The sequence below is a fragment of the Pacificibacter marinus genome (assembly GCF_900109555.1).
Taxonomy (GTDB): Bacteria; Pseudomonadota; Alphaproteobacteria; order Rhodobacterales; family Rhodobacteraceae; genus Celeribacter; species Celeribacter marinus_C.
In genome coordinates, this window is the sequence record NZ_FNZV01000010.1 from 132,253 (window position 1) to 149,666 (window position 17,414).

A 17,414-nucleotide genomic window follows, 5' to 3' on the forward strand; every position below is an offset into this window, starting at 1 on the left:
CATGGCAAATTCACCACAAGCAAAAAAGCGCGCCCGTCAAATTGAACGTCGCACTGAAGTTAACAAAGCACGCCGTTCACGCATCCGCACATTCTTGCGCGGCGTTGAAGAAGCAATCGAATCTGGCGATTCTGCTGCTGCAAAAACAGCTCTGCAAGCGGCTCAGCCAGAGCTTATGCGTGGCGTGACCAAAGGTATCGTGCACAAGAATACTGCATCTCGTAAAGTGTCTCGTCTTGCTGCGCGTGTTAAAGCGCTCGGCTAAGTCTTACGACTTTGAATAGATTGAAAAACGCGCCTTAGGGTGCGTTTTTTTTGTGCTATTTTATGGGTTTTTTAGCCATTTTAGTGCGGCGCTGCAGCGAATCTGCTGCGGTCAAGCCCGCTACCAAATCTGTGGATATAATCGCAATCCCCTGTTTCTCTTGGACTGATTTCAACACGAATTGCGGCAATTGAGACACGTCACGCAGGGGCAAAAGGGGCTTTTTAGATTCGTCTTCGGTAAAGACAGAGTCAAGCGCGAAGATCAGTTGCGTGTGCCTGTGGCTCGTTGCTAGTTTGATCATGCGATTCATGTCGTCTTGGGGGGACATTCACCAACCATGCGGATTTAGAAGACTGCTTTGGCAACGACCAAGCTTTGTTTTCTTGAGGCTGCCTCGGTTCTCGTGTTGGTGTCGTCTGGTCAAAAGAATAGGGGTATTCTTTGTCAGACTGCCTAGAAATGATGCCGCTTTGGCGTGGTAATCATTCTGGTATGTCCACTTACGTTGAACAGCATTAGGCACAGTGTGCCCAGACTCTCGTTTGTCTGGATTCTCTAGGTGTGTCTTGCTGTACGCGTGGTTTATACAGGTGCCCTTTTGGGCAAGTCTCTATGCACTGTGAGGGGTGTGTTCTGACTGGTCAGGTTCATTTCTGGCCGTCGTGTATGAAGTTTGATGACCTGAGGCGTTGAGCCTTGGACTGTGTGTTGCAGCATAGTTCATGTGTCGGTTCTGATGCCGGTACATAATGAAAAAGAATTATAATTGGGTCGAATACGAATATGAAAAACGATACGTGGGGACGTGTTAAGCAACAGTTGCTCGAGACTGTAGGGCGTAACAATTACGCCAACTGGATCGAGCCGCTACAACTGCAAAAAGTTGACAATGGCGTAGCTTTGTTCTCGGTGCCGACAAGCTTTATGGCAAACTGGGTCGCCCGTAATTTTTCGGATCAAATTTTGAAACACCTCAAGGCATTGGATGTACCTGCATCCCGTGTCGAATTCAAAGTTGAGACAGTAAACGCGGCTGACACCGTGCGCGCCGCATCTTCTGATTCGTCCGCAGCAGCTCCGATTGCTCGCGCTGCGTCCGAGTCAGGGCCCTCTGTCGAAGAGCTACCGGGTGCACCACTTGATGCGCGCTTTACTTTTGATAACTTTGTTGTCGGTAAGCCGAATGAGTTGGCTCATGCTGCCGCGCGCCGTGTTGCCGAAGGTGGCCCTGTGACGTTCAATCCGCTGTTTTTGTACGGTGGTGTTGGCCTTGGTAAAACACACTTGATGCATGCGATTGCCCATGAAATCCAAGTGCGTGATCCGAAACTGCGTGTGCTTTATCTATCCGCTGAACAGTTTATGTACCGGTTTGTCCAAGCCTTACGTGATCGTCAAATGATGGATTTTAAACAGCTTTTCCGCTCTGTTGATGTGCTTATGGTCGATGATGTGCAATTCATCGCAGGTAAAGACAGCACCCAAGAAGAGTTCTTTCACACGTTCAACGCGCTCGTAGACCAGGGTAAACAAATTATCATCTCTGCTGACCGAGCTCCGGGTGAAATCAAAGACCTCGAAGATCGTATCAAGTCGCGACTTCAGTGCGGTCTTGTGGTCGATCTGCACCCAACCGATTACGAATTACGGTTAGGCATTCTGCAGACCAAAGCTGAAAACTATCGGGCGCAGTATCAAGGCCTTGTCTTTGCTGATGGCGTTCTGGAATTCTTGGCACATCGTATCACCACCAACGTGCGCGTGCTCGAAGGGGCTTTGATGCGCCTGTTTGCTTTCGCGTCACTTGTTGGTCGCGAAATCACGATGGAACTGGCGCAAGAGTGTCTTGCCGATATTCTTAAAGCCTCTGACCGCAAGGTCACGGTCGAAGAAATTCAACGCCGTGTGTCTGAGCATTACTCGATCCGTCTGTCTGATATGATTGGCCCCAAGCGTGTGCGTGTGATTGCACGGCCGCGTCAGGTTGCGATGTACTTGTCGAAACAATTGACGTCACGGTCTTTGCCTGAAATCGGGCGTCGTTTTGGTGGGCGCGATCACACCACTGTCATGCATGGCGTGCGGCGTATCGAAGAGCTGCAAACAACGGACAGTCAGATGTTTGAAGACGTGGAAATGCTGCGTCGGGCACTTGAAGCCTAAGCAAAGCGATAAATCTGAGACTCACCTGCTGCACTGCCGCGATTATACGCGTGCGCAGTGCAGCCAGCTCTTGACGCTCAGGCCAAGAGTGAACACAGTCCGATTAACAAAATCTTGCACGCGGTGGTGAATGATATATTCTTGCCATCCGGCCAATGAACGAGACGAGGGTGGCATGAAAATTAGCATTGAACGCGGCGCGCTTTTAAAAGCCGTGGGGCAGGCGCAGTCTGTAGTTGAACGTCGCAACACCATTCCAATTCTGGCAAACGTGCTGATCGAAGCCGAGGGTAATACAGTATCCTTTCGTGCGACAGATTTAGACATCGAAGTTGTCGACAAATGTGCAGGCATCGTTGAACGTGCAGGCGCGACAACAGTGTCTGCTGTGACATTGCACGAAATCGTTCGCAAATTGCCCGATGGCGCGATGGTCGTCTTGGCTGATGATGGCACCGCAGGACGTCTGACTGTCGAAGCGGGCCGATCCAATTTTTCTTTGGCTACATTGCCCAAAGAAGATTTCCCAGTAATGACCACGTCCGAATATGACTGTAATTTTGCCGTACCAGCCCCCGTGCTGCGCCGCTTGTTCGACAAATCCAAGTTCGCGATCTCTACCGAGGAAACACGGTACTACCTGAATGGTGTTTACATGCACATTTCAGATGGCGACGATGGCAAAGTGTTGCGTTGCGTGGCCACAGATGGTCACCGTTTGGCGCGTATCGATGCTCCGTTGCCAGAAAATGCTTTGGAAATGCCTGGTGTGATTGTTCCACGCAAAACCGTTGGTGAGTTGCGTAAACTTCTAGAAGATGATGACATGATCATCGCGGTGTCGGTCTCTGAGGCTAAAGTTCGTTTTGCGACGCCAGATATAACGCTTACATCAAAAGTCATCGACGGCACATTTCCCGATTACACGCGCGTTATTCCTGTAGGCAACACTCGCAAACTCGAAGTGGATGCGGCGGAATTCGCCAAAGCTGTTGACCGCGTTGCAACGGTGTCTTCCGAGCGCTCACGTGCTGTGAAATTGACACTTGAAGATGACAAACTCACTCTATCCGTCAATGCACCAGATAGCGGTGCCGCCGAAGATGAATTGGCCGTGGCCTATAACGATGAACGCCTTGAGATCGGCTTTAACGCCAAATATCTTTTGGAAATCGCGTCACAAGTGGATCGCGAAAATGCGGTGTTCATGTTCAATTCTTCAGGTGATCCAACCTTGATGCGTGAGGGCAATGATACCTCTGCCGTCTATGTTGTGATGCCAATGCGTGTTTGACGCGACCGCGTTGATACTAAATACTTTTATATTAGGAAAAGAGACGGGATGTCTTTGTTCATCGAAGACTTAACCCTGTCTCATTTTCGCTCTCATCGGGCCGCACGTCTTGAATTGGACGGGCGGCCTATTGCGATTTGGGGGTCAAATGGTGCGGGTAAAACCAACATTCTAGAGGCGGTGTCTTTGCTGTCGCCGGGGCGTGGTATGCGCCGCGCGGCCATGGAAGATATAGCGCGAAAACCCGAAAAGCTTGGCTGGAAAGTCAGCGCGGAATTGCAATCGCTGCATCAAACCCACGACATTGAAACATGGTCCGAAAACGGCGGGCCTCGTACGGTCAAAATCGATGGTAAAACCGCAGCGCAAGTGGCGTTGGGTCGCGTTGCGCGTGTGGTGTGGTTGATCCCGGCGATGGACCGTCTTTGGATCGAAGCACCCGAGGGGCGGCGGCGTTTTTTAGACCGTATGGTGATGTCTTTTGAGCCACGTCACGCAGATGCTGTCTTGAGCTATGAAAAGGCGATGCGCGAACGCAATCGGTTGCTCAAGGATATGGTGCGGGATGCGCACTGGTACGCCGCCCTTGAGACGCAGATGGCCGCCTCTGGTGTGGCGATTATGCAAAACCGACTGACTGTGTTGCAACGCATCAAGGAGGCTCAAGATGGCGCGCAGACAGCCTTTCCCGTTGCATCCTTATCGCTCAGAGCCTCTGATCAATTTGCGTTACCCGAAACCGAGGGGGCGCTTTTGTCTGCATTTAAAGACAACCGTCCGCGTGATCTTTCGGCTGGACGGACGTTGATTGGCCCGCACCGTGCTGATTTGGGCGCTATTTACGCCGCCAAAGGCGTGCCTGCAGATCAATGTTCTACAGGTGAACAAAAAGCGTTGTTGATTTCGTTGATTTTGGCAAATGGCCGCGCCTTGGCGCAGGATTTTGGCGCTGCTCCGATTTTTTTACTTGATGAGGTCGCTGCGCATTTGGACGGTGGTCGCCGCGCTGCCCTATACGATGAGATTTGCGCACTGGGCGCACAAGCTTTTATGACGGGCACGGGGCCTGAATTGTTCGCTGAGCTTGGGACGCGCGCTGCCGCTTTTGAAGTGGCCGAAGATGCCGGCATTTCGACCGTAAAGCAGCATGTATAACGCGCGCCATTTGGGCCGTCTGAAGCGGCTATCTGCCTGTGATGACATGCGCGCGGCAAGACCATTCCGCGTCACTTTTCAATCGGCGCACTCTGGCTTGTTGTCATGCTGATATTTGTGCCATTTGCGTGACAATCCCCCCGCTTTGCCGTATAAAAAGGCTAATTAAAAACAAGGAAGTCCGCATGTCCGATACTCCAGAGCAGCCCGAAGAATATGGCGCAAGTTCTATCAAGGTTCTCAAAGGGTTAGAGGCCGTTCGCAAGCGTCCTGGTATGTATATCGGTGACACGGATGATGGCTCTGGCTTGCACCACATGGTTTACGAAGTTGTGGACAACGGCATTGATGAAGCTTTGGCTGGGCATGCAGATTATGTGACCGTTAAAATCCACAAGGATTCTTCGATTTCTGTGCGTGACAACGGACGTGGTATTCCGACGGATATGCATGAAGAAGAAGGCGTCTCTGCGGCCGAAGTTATCATGACTCAGCTGCACGCTGGCGGTAAATTCGATAGTAATTCTTATAAAGTGTCCGGCGGGTTGCACGGCGTGGGTGTGTCTGTTGTAAACGCTTTGTCTGATTGGCTGGAGCTTCGGGTTTGGCGTCAGGGCAAAGAGCATAAAGCGCGCTTTGAACGCGGCGAGACAGCCGAGCATCTTGAAGTCGTCGGTGACGCGAATGGCGAAACAGGCACCGAGGTGCGTTTTTTGGCCTCCACCACGACGTTTTCAAATCTTAATTATGAGTTCTCGATCTTGGAAAAACGCTTGCGCGAGTTGGCGTTTTTGAACTCTGGCGTGCGGATTATTCTCGAAGATGAGCGCCCCGCCGAGCCTTTGAAAACTGAGCTGTACTATGATGGTGGCGTGAAGGAGTTCGTGAAATATCTGGATCGATCCAAGACGCCCTTGATGCCTGAACCAATCTTTGTGACGGGCGAAAAGGATGGCATTAGCGTTGAGGTCGCGATGTGGTGGAATGATAGCTACCACGAGAACGTTTTGCCCTTCACCAACAACATTCCACAGCGCGATGGCGGCACGCATATAGCGGGTTTTCGGGGCGCATTGACACGCACGATGACACGCTATGCGGCAGAAAGTGGGATTGCTAAGAAAGAGAAAATTACCTTTACAGGCGATGACGCCCGCGAAGGTCTGACCTGTGTGCTTTCTGTTAAAGTACCTGACCCGAAATTCTCATCTCAAACCAAAGACAAACTTGTATCGTCTGAGGTACGCCCCGCTGTTGAAAATCTTGTGGGTGAAAAACTCACAGAATGGTTTGATGAAAATCCGCAAATTGCCAAGATGATTGTGGGCAAAATTTGCGAGGCCGCGATGGCCCGTGAAGCTGCGCGCAAGGCCCGTGAATTGACGCGCCGCAAGTCGGCTTTAGATGTCAATTTCTTGGCTGGAAAGCTGAAAGATTGTTCTGAAAAAGATCCGTCTAAAACCGAAGTCTTCCTCGTGGAGGGTGATTCCGCTGGAGGGTCTGCGCAAACAGGGCGTGATCGCCAAACGCAGGCGATTTTGCCGCTCAAAGGTAAAATTCTTAACGTTGAACGCGCACGGTTTGATCGGATGTTGGGATCTCAAGAAATTGGGAACCTTGTGATGGCGCTCGGTACCGGCATTGGGCGCGATGAGTTCAATCTTGGTAAATTGCGCTACCATAAAATCGTGATTATGACCGATGCGGATGTTGATGGCGCGCATATCCGGACGCTTCTTTTGACGTTTTTCTTCCGTCAAATGCCATCTTTGATCGAAGCTGGGCACCTATATATTGCGCAGCCGCCGTTGTATAAAGTGGCCCGTGGTAAATCCGAAGTTTACCTTAAAGACCAAGCCGCGATGGATGAGTATCTTATTCAGCAAGGCACAGATGGTGCTGTCTTGCGTTTGAAATCCGGTGAAGAAATTGCCGGTGCTGACCTTGCGCGTGTGGTTGAGGGGGCGCGGACGTTTAAACGTATTTTGGATGCATTTCCAACGCATTACCCACGTCATATCATTGAACAAGCCGCTCTGGCTGGCGCATTTGAGCCCGGCCGTGTGGATGGTGATTTGCAAGGCACAGCCGACATAATTGCCAAGCGTCTTGATATGATTGCACCAGAATTTGAGCGCGGCTGGAAAGGTCGCCCGACCCAAGATGTGGGCATTCGTTTGACCCGCGTTTTGCGCGGTGTTGAAGAGGTTCGCACTCTTGATGGTGCGATCTTGCGTGGCGGTGAAGCGCGCCGGATTAACCAAGAAGTTCAAGCCACATCTGGTGTTTATGATGATCCATCACAGTTGATGCGCAAGGACCGGTTTAGCCTTATTCACGGGCCGATTGATTTGCTTAATGCAATCTTAGAAGAGGGCGAAAAAGGTCTATCCTTGCAACGCTACAAAGGATTGGGCGAGATGAACCCTGATCAGCTGTGGGAAACGACTCTAGACCCCGAAGCACGCACTTTGTTACAGGTTAAGATCGAAGATTTTGCGGAGGCCGATGACATCTTTACAAAACTGATGGGGGATGTGGTTGAGCCGCGTCGTGAGTTCATTCAAGACAACGCACTGAATGTTGAAAACCTAGACGCTTAAGGATTTGTAGGGAAGCACATAAAATTGCGTGGCGCGCATAACTTTGCGCGCCACGAGAATGCGAAAATCAATATTACCTTCCTCTTATCGGCGACTTAGACAAAAGAAGTCGTGCAGTCTTATTTGACTCGATGCGTGATGAGCTAAATTCTGCCATTGCCTATGAATGGCAGTAAAAGCTCATGTGGCCGATACCGGCCCTCGACGTGACGTGTCCTCTCTCTCATTAACTAAATTGCCAAAAGCTAGGCAAATCGGTTAATAGCGTCAGATCAAGCGGACATGTGTGGTACGGCTCTGCAGTGCAGTTTGAAAAACGCGGACGGCGACAATCTATATAGTAAACTCTGCAATCTGTTTGCACTTCGTCGCTACAAAGCCAGACGATGTTAGTGCTTTATGCGCCATTCCCGAAGTTTGAACTCTATTTACATACAACGCGAGGGCAGCATTCTTGGGAAGCATCACAGCATCGTAAAGTTCCGTGCCCAGCGGACAGCTACTAAAAAGTCTGCTTTTTCCAAGTTGCTTGCTTTCAAAGAGACTCTTGGGAAGGGGCCGCCTGTCCCCAATATTCTGGGCTTGACCGCAATACGCCCAAAGCGACTGGATCGGGTCCTATTTTAGCAAAGATTATCAATGAGGCCTTAAAACCTAGATCAATCGTTATCCGACTCCTGGATGAGATCGGAACACTACGTGCTGAGCGGAACACTGCCCTTACGGGATCCAACAATGCCCTAGGCTTGATAATACTCACGATACCAGTCGACAAACTTTTTGACGCCTTCTAGGACTCCCGTTTTAGGGCTGTATCCTGTGAGGGATTTAAGAAGATTTGCGTTGGCCCAAGTCGCGGGTACATCCCCCGCTTGCATCGGCATGAGGTTCCGCGTGGCGGTTTTTCCTGTGGCGATTTCAATCGCTTCAATGAAGTCGATGAGCTGAACTGCGGATGAATTACCTATATTAACCACACGGTGTGGTGCCACAGGCGACAAGCTATCCCCTTCGGGAACGATGCCATCTGCGGGGCGTACAGGGGGCGTGTTGATGAGTAGACGAATGGCATGAACGAGATCTTCGACATAAGTGAAGTCGCGCTTCATATCGCCGTGATTATAAACGTCGATTGGTGTGTCTTCTAAAATGGCTTTAGTGAACTTGAATAGCGCCATGTCTGGGCGCCCCCAAGGGCCGTAAACTGTAAAAAAGCGAAACATGGTGATTGGTAGGTCAAATAAGTGTGCATAAGAATGTGCCATGTTTTCAGTCGATTTTTTCGTGGCCGCATAAAATGACATTTGATGATCGGCTTTATCGGTTTCCGCATAAGGCATTTGGGTGTTAGCCCCAAAGGCAGATGAGGTCGACGCCAGCATCATGTGTTGAGGCGGATAGGCACGGGCAGCTTCAAGTAATTCGAACGTGCCAATAATGTTGCTTTCTAAATAGGACCGCGGGTTTTCAATCGAATATCGCACGCCAGCCTGCGCGGCGAGATGCACAACTACGTCAGGTTTTTCATCTGCGAATAGCGACATTAGCAGATCAGGCGTCTCGACTTTATCTTGAATGAAGCGATAGTTTTCGGATTGTAAAAGCTGCGCATTACGACGTTCTTTCAGCGTTACATCATAGTAATCAGACATGCAGTCTATGCCGATAACGCGGAATCCATCATCCAGCAGACGGCGACATAGAAAATACCCAATAAAACCAGCTGAACCAGTGACAAGAGCAGTACGCATTTGAGAAGACCCTTAAATCAATCCGCGCCAAACAGGTCGCGGGTAAATATTTTATCGCTCATATCGGAAATATCATCGGTGACGCGGTTTGCGACAATCACGTCAGCCTCAACTTTAAACGCTGCCAGATCATTCACCACCCGCGAGCCAAAGAAATGAGAATCGCGCATCACTGGTTCATATACAATGACTTCTATGCCCTTAGCTTTGATGCGTTTCATGATGCCTTGAACGGAGGACTGACGAAAATTGTCGGAGCCAGCTTTCATTACCAAGCGGTAGATACCAACGACTTTGGGTTTGCGTGCAATAACTTGATCGGACAAAAAATCTTTGCGGGTACGGTTGGCATCAACGATCGCTCTGATCAGGTTTTGCGGCACTTCAGAATAATTTGCCAGTAATTGGCGGCTGTCTTTCGGAAGGCAGTAGCCGCCATAACCGAAGCTTGGGTTGTTGTAATGCATGCCGATGCGTGGGTCTAAGCCGATGCCATCGATGATCTGCTTGCTGTCCATACCGCCTGCCATTGCGTAGCTGTCTAGCTCGTTGAAAAACGCGACGCGCATGGCAAGATAGGTGTTGGCAAACAGTTTGACTGCTTCGGCTTCATCAGCGTTTGTAAACAATACATCGACGTCTTTTTTGATCGCACCTTCTAGCAGCAAGTTGGCAAAGGTGCGCGCACGATCAGATTGTTCACCAACAATGATACGGCTGGGATGCAGGTTGTCGTAAAGGGCACGGCCTTCTCGTAAAAATTCAGGACTAAAGATTACTTGGTCAGTATCATATTCGTCTCGAATGCGCTTTATAAAGCCAACGGGCACCGTAGATTTAACCACAATGGTCGCTGTTTCGTTTACCGAGATAACCAGCTGGATCACGCGTTCAACCAAGGACGTATCAAAGTAATTGGTGTCTACATTATAGTTCGTGGGTGTCGCAACAATGACAAAATCTGCATCTCTATAGGCTGTCGCGCCATCCAAAGTGGCCGTTAAATTAAGTGGCTGGTTGGTCAAGAATTCTTCAAGTTCGACGTCTACGATTGGGCTTTTGCGTGCGTTCACAAGATCGACACGGTCTTTTGAAATATCGACGGCCGTCACTTCATGATGCTGAGCCAATAAAACTGCATTGGATAATCCAACATACCCAATTCCTGCTACAGCTATTTTCATGAACTAACCCTTTATTAGATAACACCAAGATATTTAACGCCATCAGACTGTTGCATAAGTTTTCTATGAAACATATGCAAAAAATGTGGCAAGACTAGGCTTATGAGGTGATTATACTGGGCGGGATGCCTACTTCTAACCTGTGGCCACACAAACACTATAGCTGAAAAGAGATGCTTCGGTGGGCTTTAGTATCATACTAAAAGGACGCTTCGATATTTGCCGATCTGTCCCAATTTTTGCTGCCATTCCATGCCACGGCTCGACACAAATAAAAGGCGCTTTGGGTTTGCTCCATAAGGCAAGGTTGGGCAAGTTTTCAAAATGAAACTTTAGACATGGCCCATCTACCATCCCGTAAGACAGCGCCGTTCCAGCCCCTTGGGGAAAGATCATCGCATCTTCGTTAAAAAGCCCTCCCTCTAGCGACAGCATACCGTTTACAAAAGGCGAAGGGTGTCGTTTCTCGGTCAACAGCCCCGTCTCCAAGCGGGCCATCAGTGGCTCTGCACCATTGGCCAATGTCACGCTATGCATGCGACCCTCGCCCCCCGGTAAAGGCCAGCTGAACGCAGGATGGAAACCGAACCCAAAAGGCATATCATCTGTGCTGCAATTTTTCACTTCTGCCGTGACTGTCAATTTGGGGCCATCGAGTGAATAGGTCAGCGACAGACTGAAATCGAAAGGATAAAGCGCGCGGGTGTCTTGCGTTGCGGTCAGTACATAACGACACATGCTGGCGCTTGACTGCTCTAAGTGAAAGCGTGACCTGCGGGCAAAGCCATGCTGCTGCATTTGCGCTGTATGGTCCCCAATCGCTATACAATCATCCGGTGCGCGCCCAACAATCGGAAACAAAACAGGTGCACGACCTGCCCAAACATCAGGGTCCCCTTGCCAAAGCCACTCGTCACCATCGTGATCGCACAGACTTTGCATTTCCGCCCCCAAAGCGGACACAGTCAGTGACAAGTGGGAACTCTCGATCCGAGTGAGGTCAGGCGACATGGGCGAAGGTTCCTGTGGGGGGGCGGAAATGCGCGCGCCTTACGGAATAAGGCGTGCGATGATTGCGTCTGCGGCCTCTTCTGGTGACAGAATTGTGGTGTCGATGTGCATATCTGGTGCTTCAGGATGCTCATAAGGGCTGTCGATGCCTGTAAAGTTTTTCAACTCTCCAGCGCGCGCTTTTGCGTAAAGCCCTTTCACATCGCGGCTTTCGGCAACTTCCAAAGGTGTGTCCACGAAGACTTCGACAAATTCACCGGGCTGCATCATTGAACGCACCATGTCGCGTTCTGAGCGGAAGGGCGAGATAAACGCGGTGATCACGATTAGACCCGCATCGGTCATTAACTTGGCAACTTCCCCAACACGGCGGATGTTTTCCACGCGGTCCGCTTCGGTAAAGCCTAGGTCTTTGTTTAACCCGTGACGCACGTTGTCACCATCCAACAAGAAGGTGTGGCGGTTCATCCGTGCCAATTTTTTCTCAACGATGTTGGCGATGGTGGATTTGCCTGAGCCAGACAAACCTGTGAGCCAAAGCACGGTAGCTTTTTGGTGCTTCATCGACGCATGGTGGTCGCGACCAAGGTCAGTGGCTTGCCAATGGACGTTTTGCGCACGACGCAGCGAGAAGTGGATCATCCCCGCGGCAACCGTTTGATTGCTGATCTTATCGATCAGGATAAAACCACCCAGATCACGCGATTCTTTGTAGGCTGCAAAAGGGATCTCACGGTCCGTTGTGATATTGGCAATGCCGATGGCATTCAGGTCCAATGTCTTAGACGCAAGATGTTCCTGCGTGTTCACATTCACTTCGTATTTTGGCTCTTGCACTGTGGCTGAAACGGTTTGTGTACCGATTTTCATCCAATATGCGCGCCCCGGAACCAGCTCTTGTTCATCCATCCAGACCAGCGTGGTTTCGAACTGATCAGCCACCTCAAGCGGCGATTTTGAGGCCACGATCACTTGCCCACGCGAACAGTCGATTTCATCAGCAAGCGTCAGCGTGACAGATTCACCCGCAACGGCGATATCGCGATCACCATCAAAGGTGACAATCTTGGCAATCGTAGAAGTTTTGCCTGATGGCAACACGCGCACTTCATCACCCGGGCGCACAGTGCCAGAGGCGATGAGACCGGCAAACCCACGGAAATCAAGATTTGGGCGGTTGACCCATTGCACAGGCATACGGAACGGTTCCGCTTGCTCTAAACTGTCCTCAACAGAGACGGTTTCCAAATGCGGCAACAGGGCTGTGCCTTTATACCAAGCGGTATTGTCGCTCGGCGCCGTGATGTTGTCGCCTTTGAAGCCCGAGATTGGGATCGCAGTGAATTCTTCAATGCCGATGCTATCCGCAAAGGTGCGGTAATCAGAAACGATCGTGTCAAAGGTGTCTTGATCGTAATCGACCAAATCCATCTTGTTCACAGCCAAAACAACGTGGCGAATGCCCAGAAGTTTCACCAGATAGCTGTGACGACGCGTTTGGGTCAAAATGCCTTTGCGCGCATCGATCAAGATTACAGCCAGATCAGCCGTCGAGGCACCAGTAACCATGTTGCGTGTGTATTGCTCGTGGCCCGGCGTGTCGGCCACAATGAATTTACGCTTTTCAGTGGCAAAGAAACGATACGCTACATCGATGGTGATGCCTTGCTCGCGTTCAGCCGCTAGACCGTCAACCAAAAGGGCAAAGTCGATCTCTTCGCCTTGGGTGCCTGAGCGTTTGCTGTCCGCCTCCAAGGTGGCAAGTTGATCTTCAAAGATCATTTTAGAGTCGTACAAAAGCCGCCCGATCAGCGTGGATTTTCCGTCATCGACAGACCCACAGGTGATAAAGCGCAGCATGGTTTTGTGCTGATGCGTTTCGAGATATTGATCGATATTTTCAGCGATCAGAGCGTCGGTTTTATAGATAGGATCCGGGGTCGTCATGAATAGGCACCTGAACTAATAGGGGAAAAAGGAGGGCGATATCTGGCGCACTGGGCGCTTAGAAATAGCCTTCCTGCTTTTTCTTCTCCATCGAGGCCGCTTGATCGTGGTCGATGGCGCGGCCCTGCCGCTCGGATGTTGTGGTCAAAAGCATTTCCTGAATGATCTCGGGCAGCGTTGTCGCCTCGCTTTCCACTGCGCCAGTCAGCGGGTAGCACCCAAGGGTCCGGAACCGCACAGAGCGCATCACGGGCTCTTCGCCGTTCAGCGGGAAGCGGTCGTCATCAACCATAATTGTCAAGCCATCACGAACCACGGTTGGGCGCATCGCAGACATATATAAAGGAACGATTTCGATCCCTTCCAGATGGATGTACTGCCAGATGTCCAATTCGGTCCAGTTGGAAATCGGGAAAACACGAACGCTTTCGCCCTTGGCTTTGCGTGCGTTGTAGATGTTCCAAAGTTCAGCGCGCTGGTTCTTTGGGTCCCAACGGTGATTGGCAGAGCGAAATGAGAACACCCGTTCTTTGGCTCGTGCTTTTTCTTCGTCACGACGCGCGCCACCAAAGGCCGCATCGAACCCGTATTTATCAAGCGCCTGCTTTAGACCCTCAGTCTTCCACATATCTGTGTGCAAGCTGCCGTGATCAAACGGGTTGATTCCGCGTTCTTGCGCTTCAGGGTTTTGGTAGACCAACAATTCCATGCCAGCATCTTTGGCCGCTTTGTCGCGCAGTTTGTACATTTCTTGGAATTTCCAAGTTGTATCTACGTGCAGCAAAGGAAAGGGCGGCGGTGATGGGTAAAAGGCTTTTTTCGCCAAATGCAACATGACAGCACTGTCCTTGCCAACACTGTAAAGCATGACTGGGTTTTCTGTCTCGGCGACGACTTCACGCATGATGTGGATGCTCTCGGCTTCCAAACGCTGAAGGTGTGTGAGGGTTTTGTTGGCCATAGGCCCTCTCTAAAATTTTCTGAATTAACTGTTGTCCATATTTACCCTTGCTTACAGTACCAATCACCCCCCATATGGGGGGTATTCTAGAGATGAGCCTATATGTCCGACGAAACCCAACTTCTTACAGCCCTGTTTACGGCAGCACTTGGCCAAGCTGAGGGAACGCAAAATGCGATCAAGCCAGATCCGGCGCGGTCCCAAAATTGGCCAAACAACTGGCCAAACACCTGGAACGGCTTCCTGACAATTTTGGCCCAGATCACCCACGCAGACACTGTACAGTTGCACCTGATCGAAAACGGTCGTGTGCAGCACTGGCAAGTGGGCGATGATTTGGGCGCAGTGGACATCGCAGCAAGTGATCGCATGCGCACCAGTCGCGTGTATTCCCAATCCGATTTTCCCAGCGATCTCAAACTGGATTTTCCACTGCGGGCCATACGGTGGAGAAATGGGAATGATGCTTGGGGCATACTCACCCTCAGACGGCGCGCCGATGATTTTCGCGCAATAGACGGGCAACATCTGTCCAATCTACTGCCCTATCTCGCTCCTGCTGTTCGCGGATGGCAGAGCCTCACGCGTGACCGAGCGCAAGCAGATATTGCTCATCAAATTTGCGCCAATCTAGGCGCAGGGTGGATTCTATTTGCCCCGACAGGTCAAGTCACAGCCATGGCTGTGGGCTTGGCCGCACGGCTTGAGGTTGCGGCTGGCATTAAGCTGAGCGCCGACGGGCGGCTGCGTCTTGCCCCTACGACTGCGCGGAATTTGCGCGACGTCTTAAACGCAATGGCAAATGGAAGTGCTGATCCACACAGCCTGTGGCTTTCCACATCCCCACGGGTGCAAATGATCCTCACGACAGAACAACATGCTGGCATTGACGTTCTGGTGGGGCGGGTTCGTCACGATGTAATGGCGGGCGCTCTGCCCCTGTCACGGATCATGACTGCTTTTGATCTGAACCGCAGCGAAGCACGATTGGCGGCGGCGTTGTGTGATGGCTTGAGCCTGTCGGACGCAGCCCAGACATTGGATTGGACGCTTGAGACGGCACGCAGTACCTCAAAACAGATCTTTGCCCACATGGGCGTCGCCGGCCAGCCTGGCGTTGTACGCGTGATGCAAGCGAGTGCGATTTGGCTTCACCCCACAGGCAAATATCTATGGCGAAATGATCGACAGTAAACCCTTAGATTCCCATTCGGCGCTCAGTCCAACTCGACCCCTTGAGTGTTGGCCAAAATCAGGTTTTAATAGTTTTGTGCAGCCTTTTGATCTAACTCCATGGATACTCCTCATGAAAAAAAATTATACACTTGCCCTTGTTTTGACGGCAACCTTTGCAACTTCTCCAATGCTAGCATTAGCCCAAGCTGATACGACATCTGACACGATGGCTACCGTGCAAAATGATGCCGACATTCAAGTTGACGCAGAGGCTGATGCAAAAGCTGCTATTCAAAAATTTAAAGCTGCGAGGAAAGCCTTGCGCCAAGCCAAATCTGAAGATGCAAGCGCAGCTGACCTTGATGTCATGCATGCAGCTGCCGCAGATGGAAACACTGTCTGACGTCAGCGCCAATGGGTCCAAATAGAGTTATTTACTAAGAGAGTGTTTGTTGTTCATCATAGCCACTGAGGAGTGGACGATGAGACAGACAACGAAGAGCCCCGGCGAGAAGATCGTCAAAGACATCAAGCGCGCCACGCGCAAACACTATTCATCTGAAGAGAAGATCAGGATCGTGCTGGACGGGCTGCGTGGCGAGGACAGCATTGCTGAACTGTGCCGACGTGAGGGCATCTCCCAAGGCATCTATTATAAATGGTCCAAGGACTTCATGGAAGCTGGCAAGAAGCGGCTTGCTGGTGATACGGCACGTGCCGCGAACACTGACGAAGTGAAGGATCTGCGCCGTGAAGCGCGTGATCTGAAGGAAGTTGTGGCGGAACAAACGCTCGAACTCCGCTTGCTTAAAAAAAGCATGTTCGACGGTGGGGGCGACCACGAATGAGATACCCTGCATATGAGAAGTTAGAAATCATCCGCCTGGTCGAAGAGAGCCACCTGTCGGCGCGTCTAACGCTGGCCAAATTGGGCATCCCCCGCACCACGTTCTATCGTTGGTACGATCGGTACCTGCAGCGCGGCGAGGCCGGGTTGCAGGATCAATCCCCTAAGCCAAAGCACGTCTGGAACCGCATTCCCGACGAAGTGCGTCGCAAGATGGTCAAACTGGCGTTGAAAGAGACGGAGTTGTCACCGCGAGAGCTGGCGGTGACCTTCACTGACAAAGAAAGTTATTTTGTATCAGAGGCTTCGACGTATCGGATCCTCAAGGCGCATGATCTGATCACCAGCCCAGCTTTCATTGTCATCAAAGCGGCCAGCGAGTTCAAAGACAAAACCACAGCGATCAATCAGCTCTGGCAGACAGACTTTACCTACATCAAAGTTCTGGGATGGGGCTGGTTCTATCTCAGCACCGTCCTCGACGATTACAGCCGCTACATCGTCTCCTGGAAGCTTTGCACCAACATGCGGGCTGAAGACGTAACGGACACGCTTGACCTCGCATTGCGAGCATCCGGCTGCGACCAAGTTCACGTCGTCCACAAGCCACGGTTACTCAGCGACAATGGCTCCAGCTACGTCTCTGGCGACCTAGCAGAATGGCTACAGGACAAAGGTATGAAGCATTCTCGCGGAGCCCCCTATCATCCGCAAACTCAGGGCAAGATCGAGCGTTGGCACCAGACTCTGAAAAACCGCATCTTGCTGGAGAACTATTTTTTGCCCGGTGACCTCGAAGCACAGATCGAAGCCTTCGTCGACCACTACAATCATGAGCGCTATCACGAGAGCCTCAACAACGTCACACCCGCCGATGTTTACTTCGGACGCGACAAAGCCATTCTACAACAAAGGGAAAGGATCAAACGAAAGACGCTCGAAACGCGACGCTTGCATCACAGACAACGTGCCGCATAATGCAACCAACCAGATGAGCCGAACTCTCTCTTAGTTTAAGCCGCCTTTGGTGCCAAAAACCCTGACGACGGACAGA

General features: G+C 51.1%; 13 protein-coding genes. 8 read left to right on the top strand and 5 right to left on the bottom strand.

Features of this window, described 5'->3' with window-relative positions; genetic code table 11:
* Nucleotide 1: 1 nt before the first annotated feature.
* The 5 genes from rpsT (at nt 2) to gyrB (ending at nt 7,483) form a co-directional block, all read left to right on the top strand.
* Nucleotides 2-265, top strand: coding sequence for a 30S ribosomal protein S20 (rpsT, locus tag BM025_RS13420; protein ID WP_085849652.1), 264 nt, complete (start codon nt 2-4; stop codon nt 263-265).
* A gap of 786 nt (nt 266-1,051) precedes the next feature.
* Nucleotides 1,052-2,431 (top strand): chromosomal replication initiator protein DnaA, encoded by a 1,380-nt coding sequence (gene dnaA, locus BM025_RS13430; protein ID WP_085849650.1) that lies wholly within the window; start codon nt 1,052-1,054, stop codon nt 2,429-2,431.
* 175 nt (nt 2,432-2,606) lie between these two features.
* Nucleotides 2,607-3,725 (top strand): DNA polymerase III subunit beta, encoded by a 1,119-nt coding sequence (gene dnaN / locus BM025_RS13435; protein WP_085849649.1) that lies wholly within the window; start codon nt 2,607-2,609, stop codon nt 3,723-3,725.
* A 48-nt stretch (nt 3,726-3,773) separates the two neighbouring features.
* Nucleotides 3,774-4,880 (top strand): DNA replication/repair protein RecF, encoded by a 1,107-nt coding sequence (gene recF, locus BM025_RS13440; RefSeq protein ID WP_085849648.1) that lies wholly within the window; start codon nt 3,774-3,776, stop codon nt 4,878-4,880.
* A gap of 185 nt (nt 4,881-5,065) precedes the next feature.
* Complete coding sequence (gene gyrB / locus BM025_RS13445; RefSeq protein ID WP_085849647.1) at nt 5,066-7,483, top strand: DNA topoisomerase (ATP-hydrolyzing) subunit B; 2,418 nt, start codon at nt 5,066-5,068, stop codon at nt 7,481-7,483.
* A 740-nt stretch (nt 7,484-8,223) separates the two neighbouring features.
* On the opposite strand, the gene BM025_RS13450 is transcribed toward gyrB, so the two are convergent.
* The 5 genes from BM025_RS13450 to cysD all read right to left on the bottom strand — a co-directional run bounded on the left by BM025_RS13450 (nt 8,224) and on the right by cysD (nt 14,337).
* A complete protein-coding gene (locus BM025_RS13450; protein WP_085849646.1) occupies nt 8,224-9,234 on the bottom strand; it encodes an NAD-dependent epimerase/dehydratase family protein in 1,011 nt (336 codons plus the stop codon).
* A 17-nt stretch (nt 9,235-9,251) separates the two neighbouring features.
* Nucleotides 9,252-10,418: a nucleotide sugar dehydrogenase gene (locus tag BM025_RS13455; protein WP_085849645.1), complete on the bottom strand. Its 1,167-nt coding sequence runs from the start codon at nt 10,416-10,418 to the stop codon at nt 9,252-9,254.
* A 135-nt stretch (nt 10,419-10,553) separates the two neighbouring features.
* On the bottom strand, nt 10,554-11,429 hold the full coding sequence (locus BM025_RS13460; protein ID WP_085849644.1) for an aldose 1-epimerase family protein: 876 nt from the start codon (nt 11,427-11,429) through the stop codon (nt 10,554-10,556).
* Between the two features lie 39 nt (nt 11,430-11,468).
* The gene (gene cysN / locus BM025_RS13465; protein ID WP_085849643.1) at nt 11,469-13,376 is read right to left on the bottom strand and encodes a sulfate adenylyltransferase subunit CysN; all 1,908 of its coding nucleotides are present in this window, start codon (nt 13,374-13,376) and stop codon (nt 11,469-11,471) included.
* A gap of 58 nt (nt 13,377-13,434) precedes the next feature.
* Nucleotides 13,435-14,337: a sulfate adenylyltransferase subunit CysD gene (gene cysD / locus BM025_RS13470; RefSeq protein WP_085849642.1), complete on the bottom strand. Its 903-nt coding sequence runs from the start codon at nt 14,335-14,337 to the stop codon at nt 13,435-13,437.
* A 102-nt stretch (nt 14,338-14,439) separates the two neighbouring features.
* Here cysD and BM025_RS13475 point away from each other — a divergent pair, with 102 nt between their 5' ends.
* The 3 genes from BM025_RS13475 to BM025_RS13485 all read left to right on the top strand — a co-directional run bounded on the left by BM025_RS13475 (nt 14,440) and on the right by BM025_RS13485 (nt 17,338).
* Nucleotides 14,440-15,531 (top strand): helix-turn-helix transcriptional regulator, encoded by a 1,092-nt coding sequence (locus BM025_RS13475; protein ID WP_085849641.1) that lies wholly within the window; start codon nt 14,440-14,442, stop codon nt 15,529-15,531.
* Nucleotides 15,532-15,643: 112 nt separating this feature from the next.
* A complete protein-coding gene (locus BM025_RS13480) occupies nt 15,644-15,916 on the top strand; it encodes a hypothetical protein (protein WP_085849640.1) in 273 nt (90 codons plus the stop codon).
* Between the two features lie 79 nt (nt 15,917-15,995).
* Nucleotides 15,996-17,338, top strand: a protein-coding gene (locus BM025_RS13485) for an IS3 family transposase (protein ID WP_090875375.1) whose coding sequence is annotated in 2 segments (ribosomal slippage) — nt 15,996-16,323 and nt 16,323-17,338 — 1,344 coding nt in all. Because the reading frame shifts where the segments join, the coding sequence is not laid out codon by codon here.
* Nucleotides 17,339-17,414: the final 76 nt, after the last annotated feature.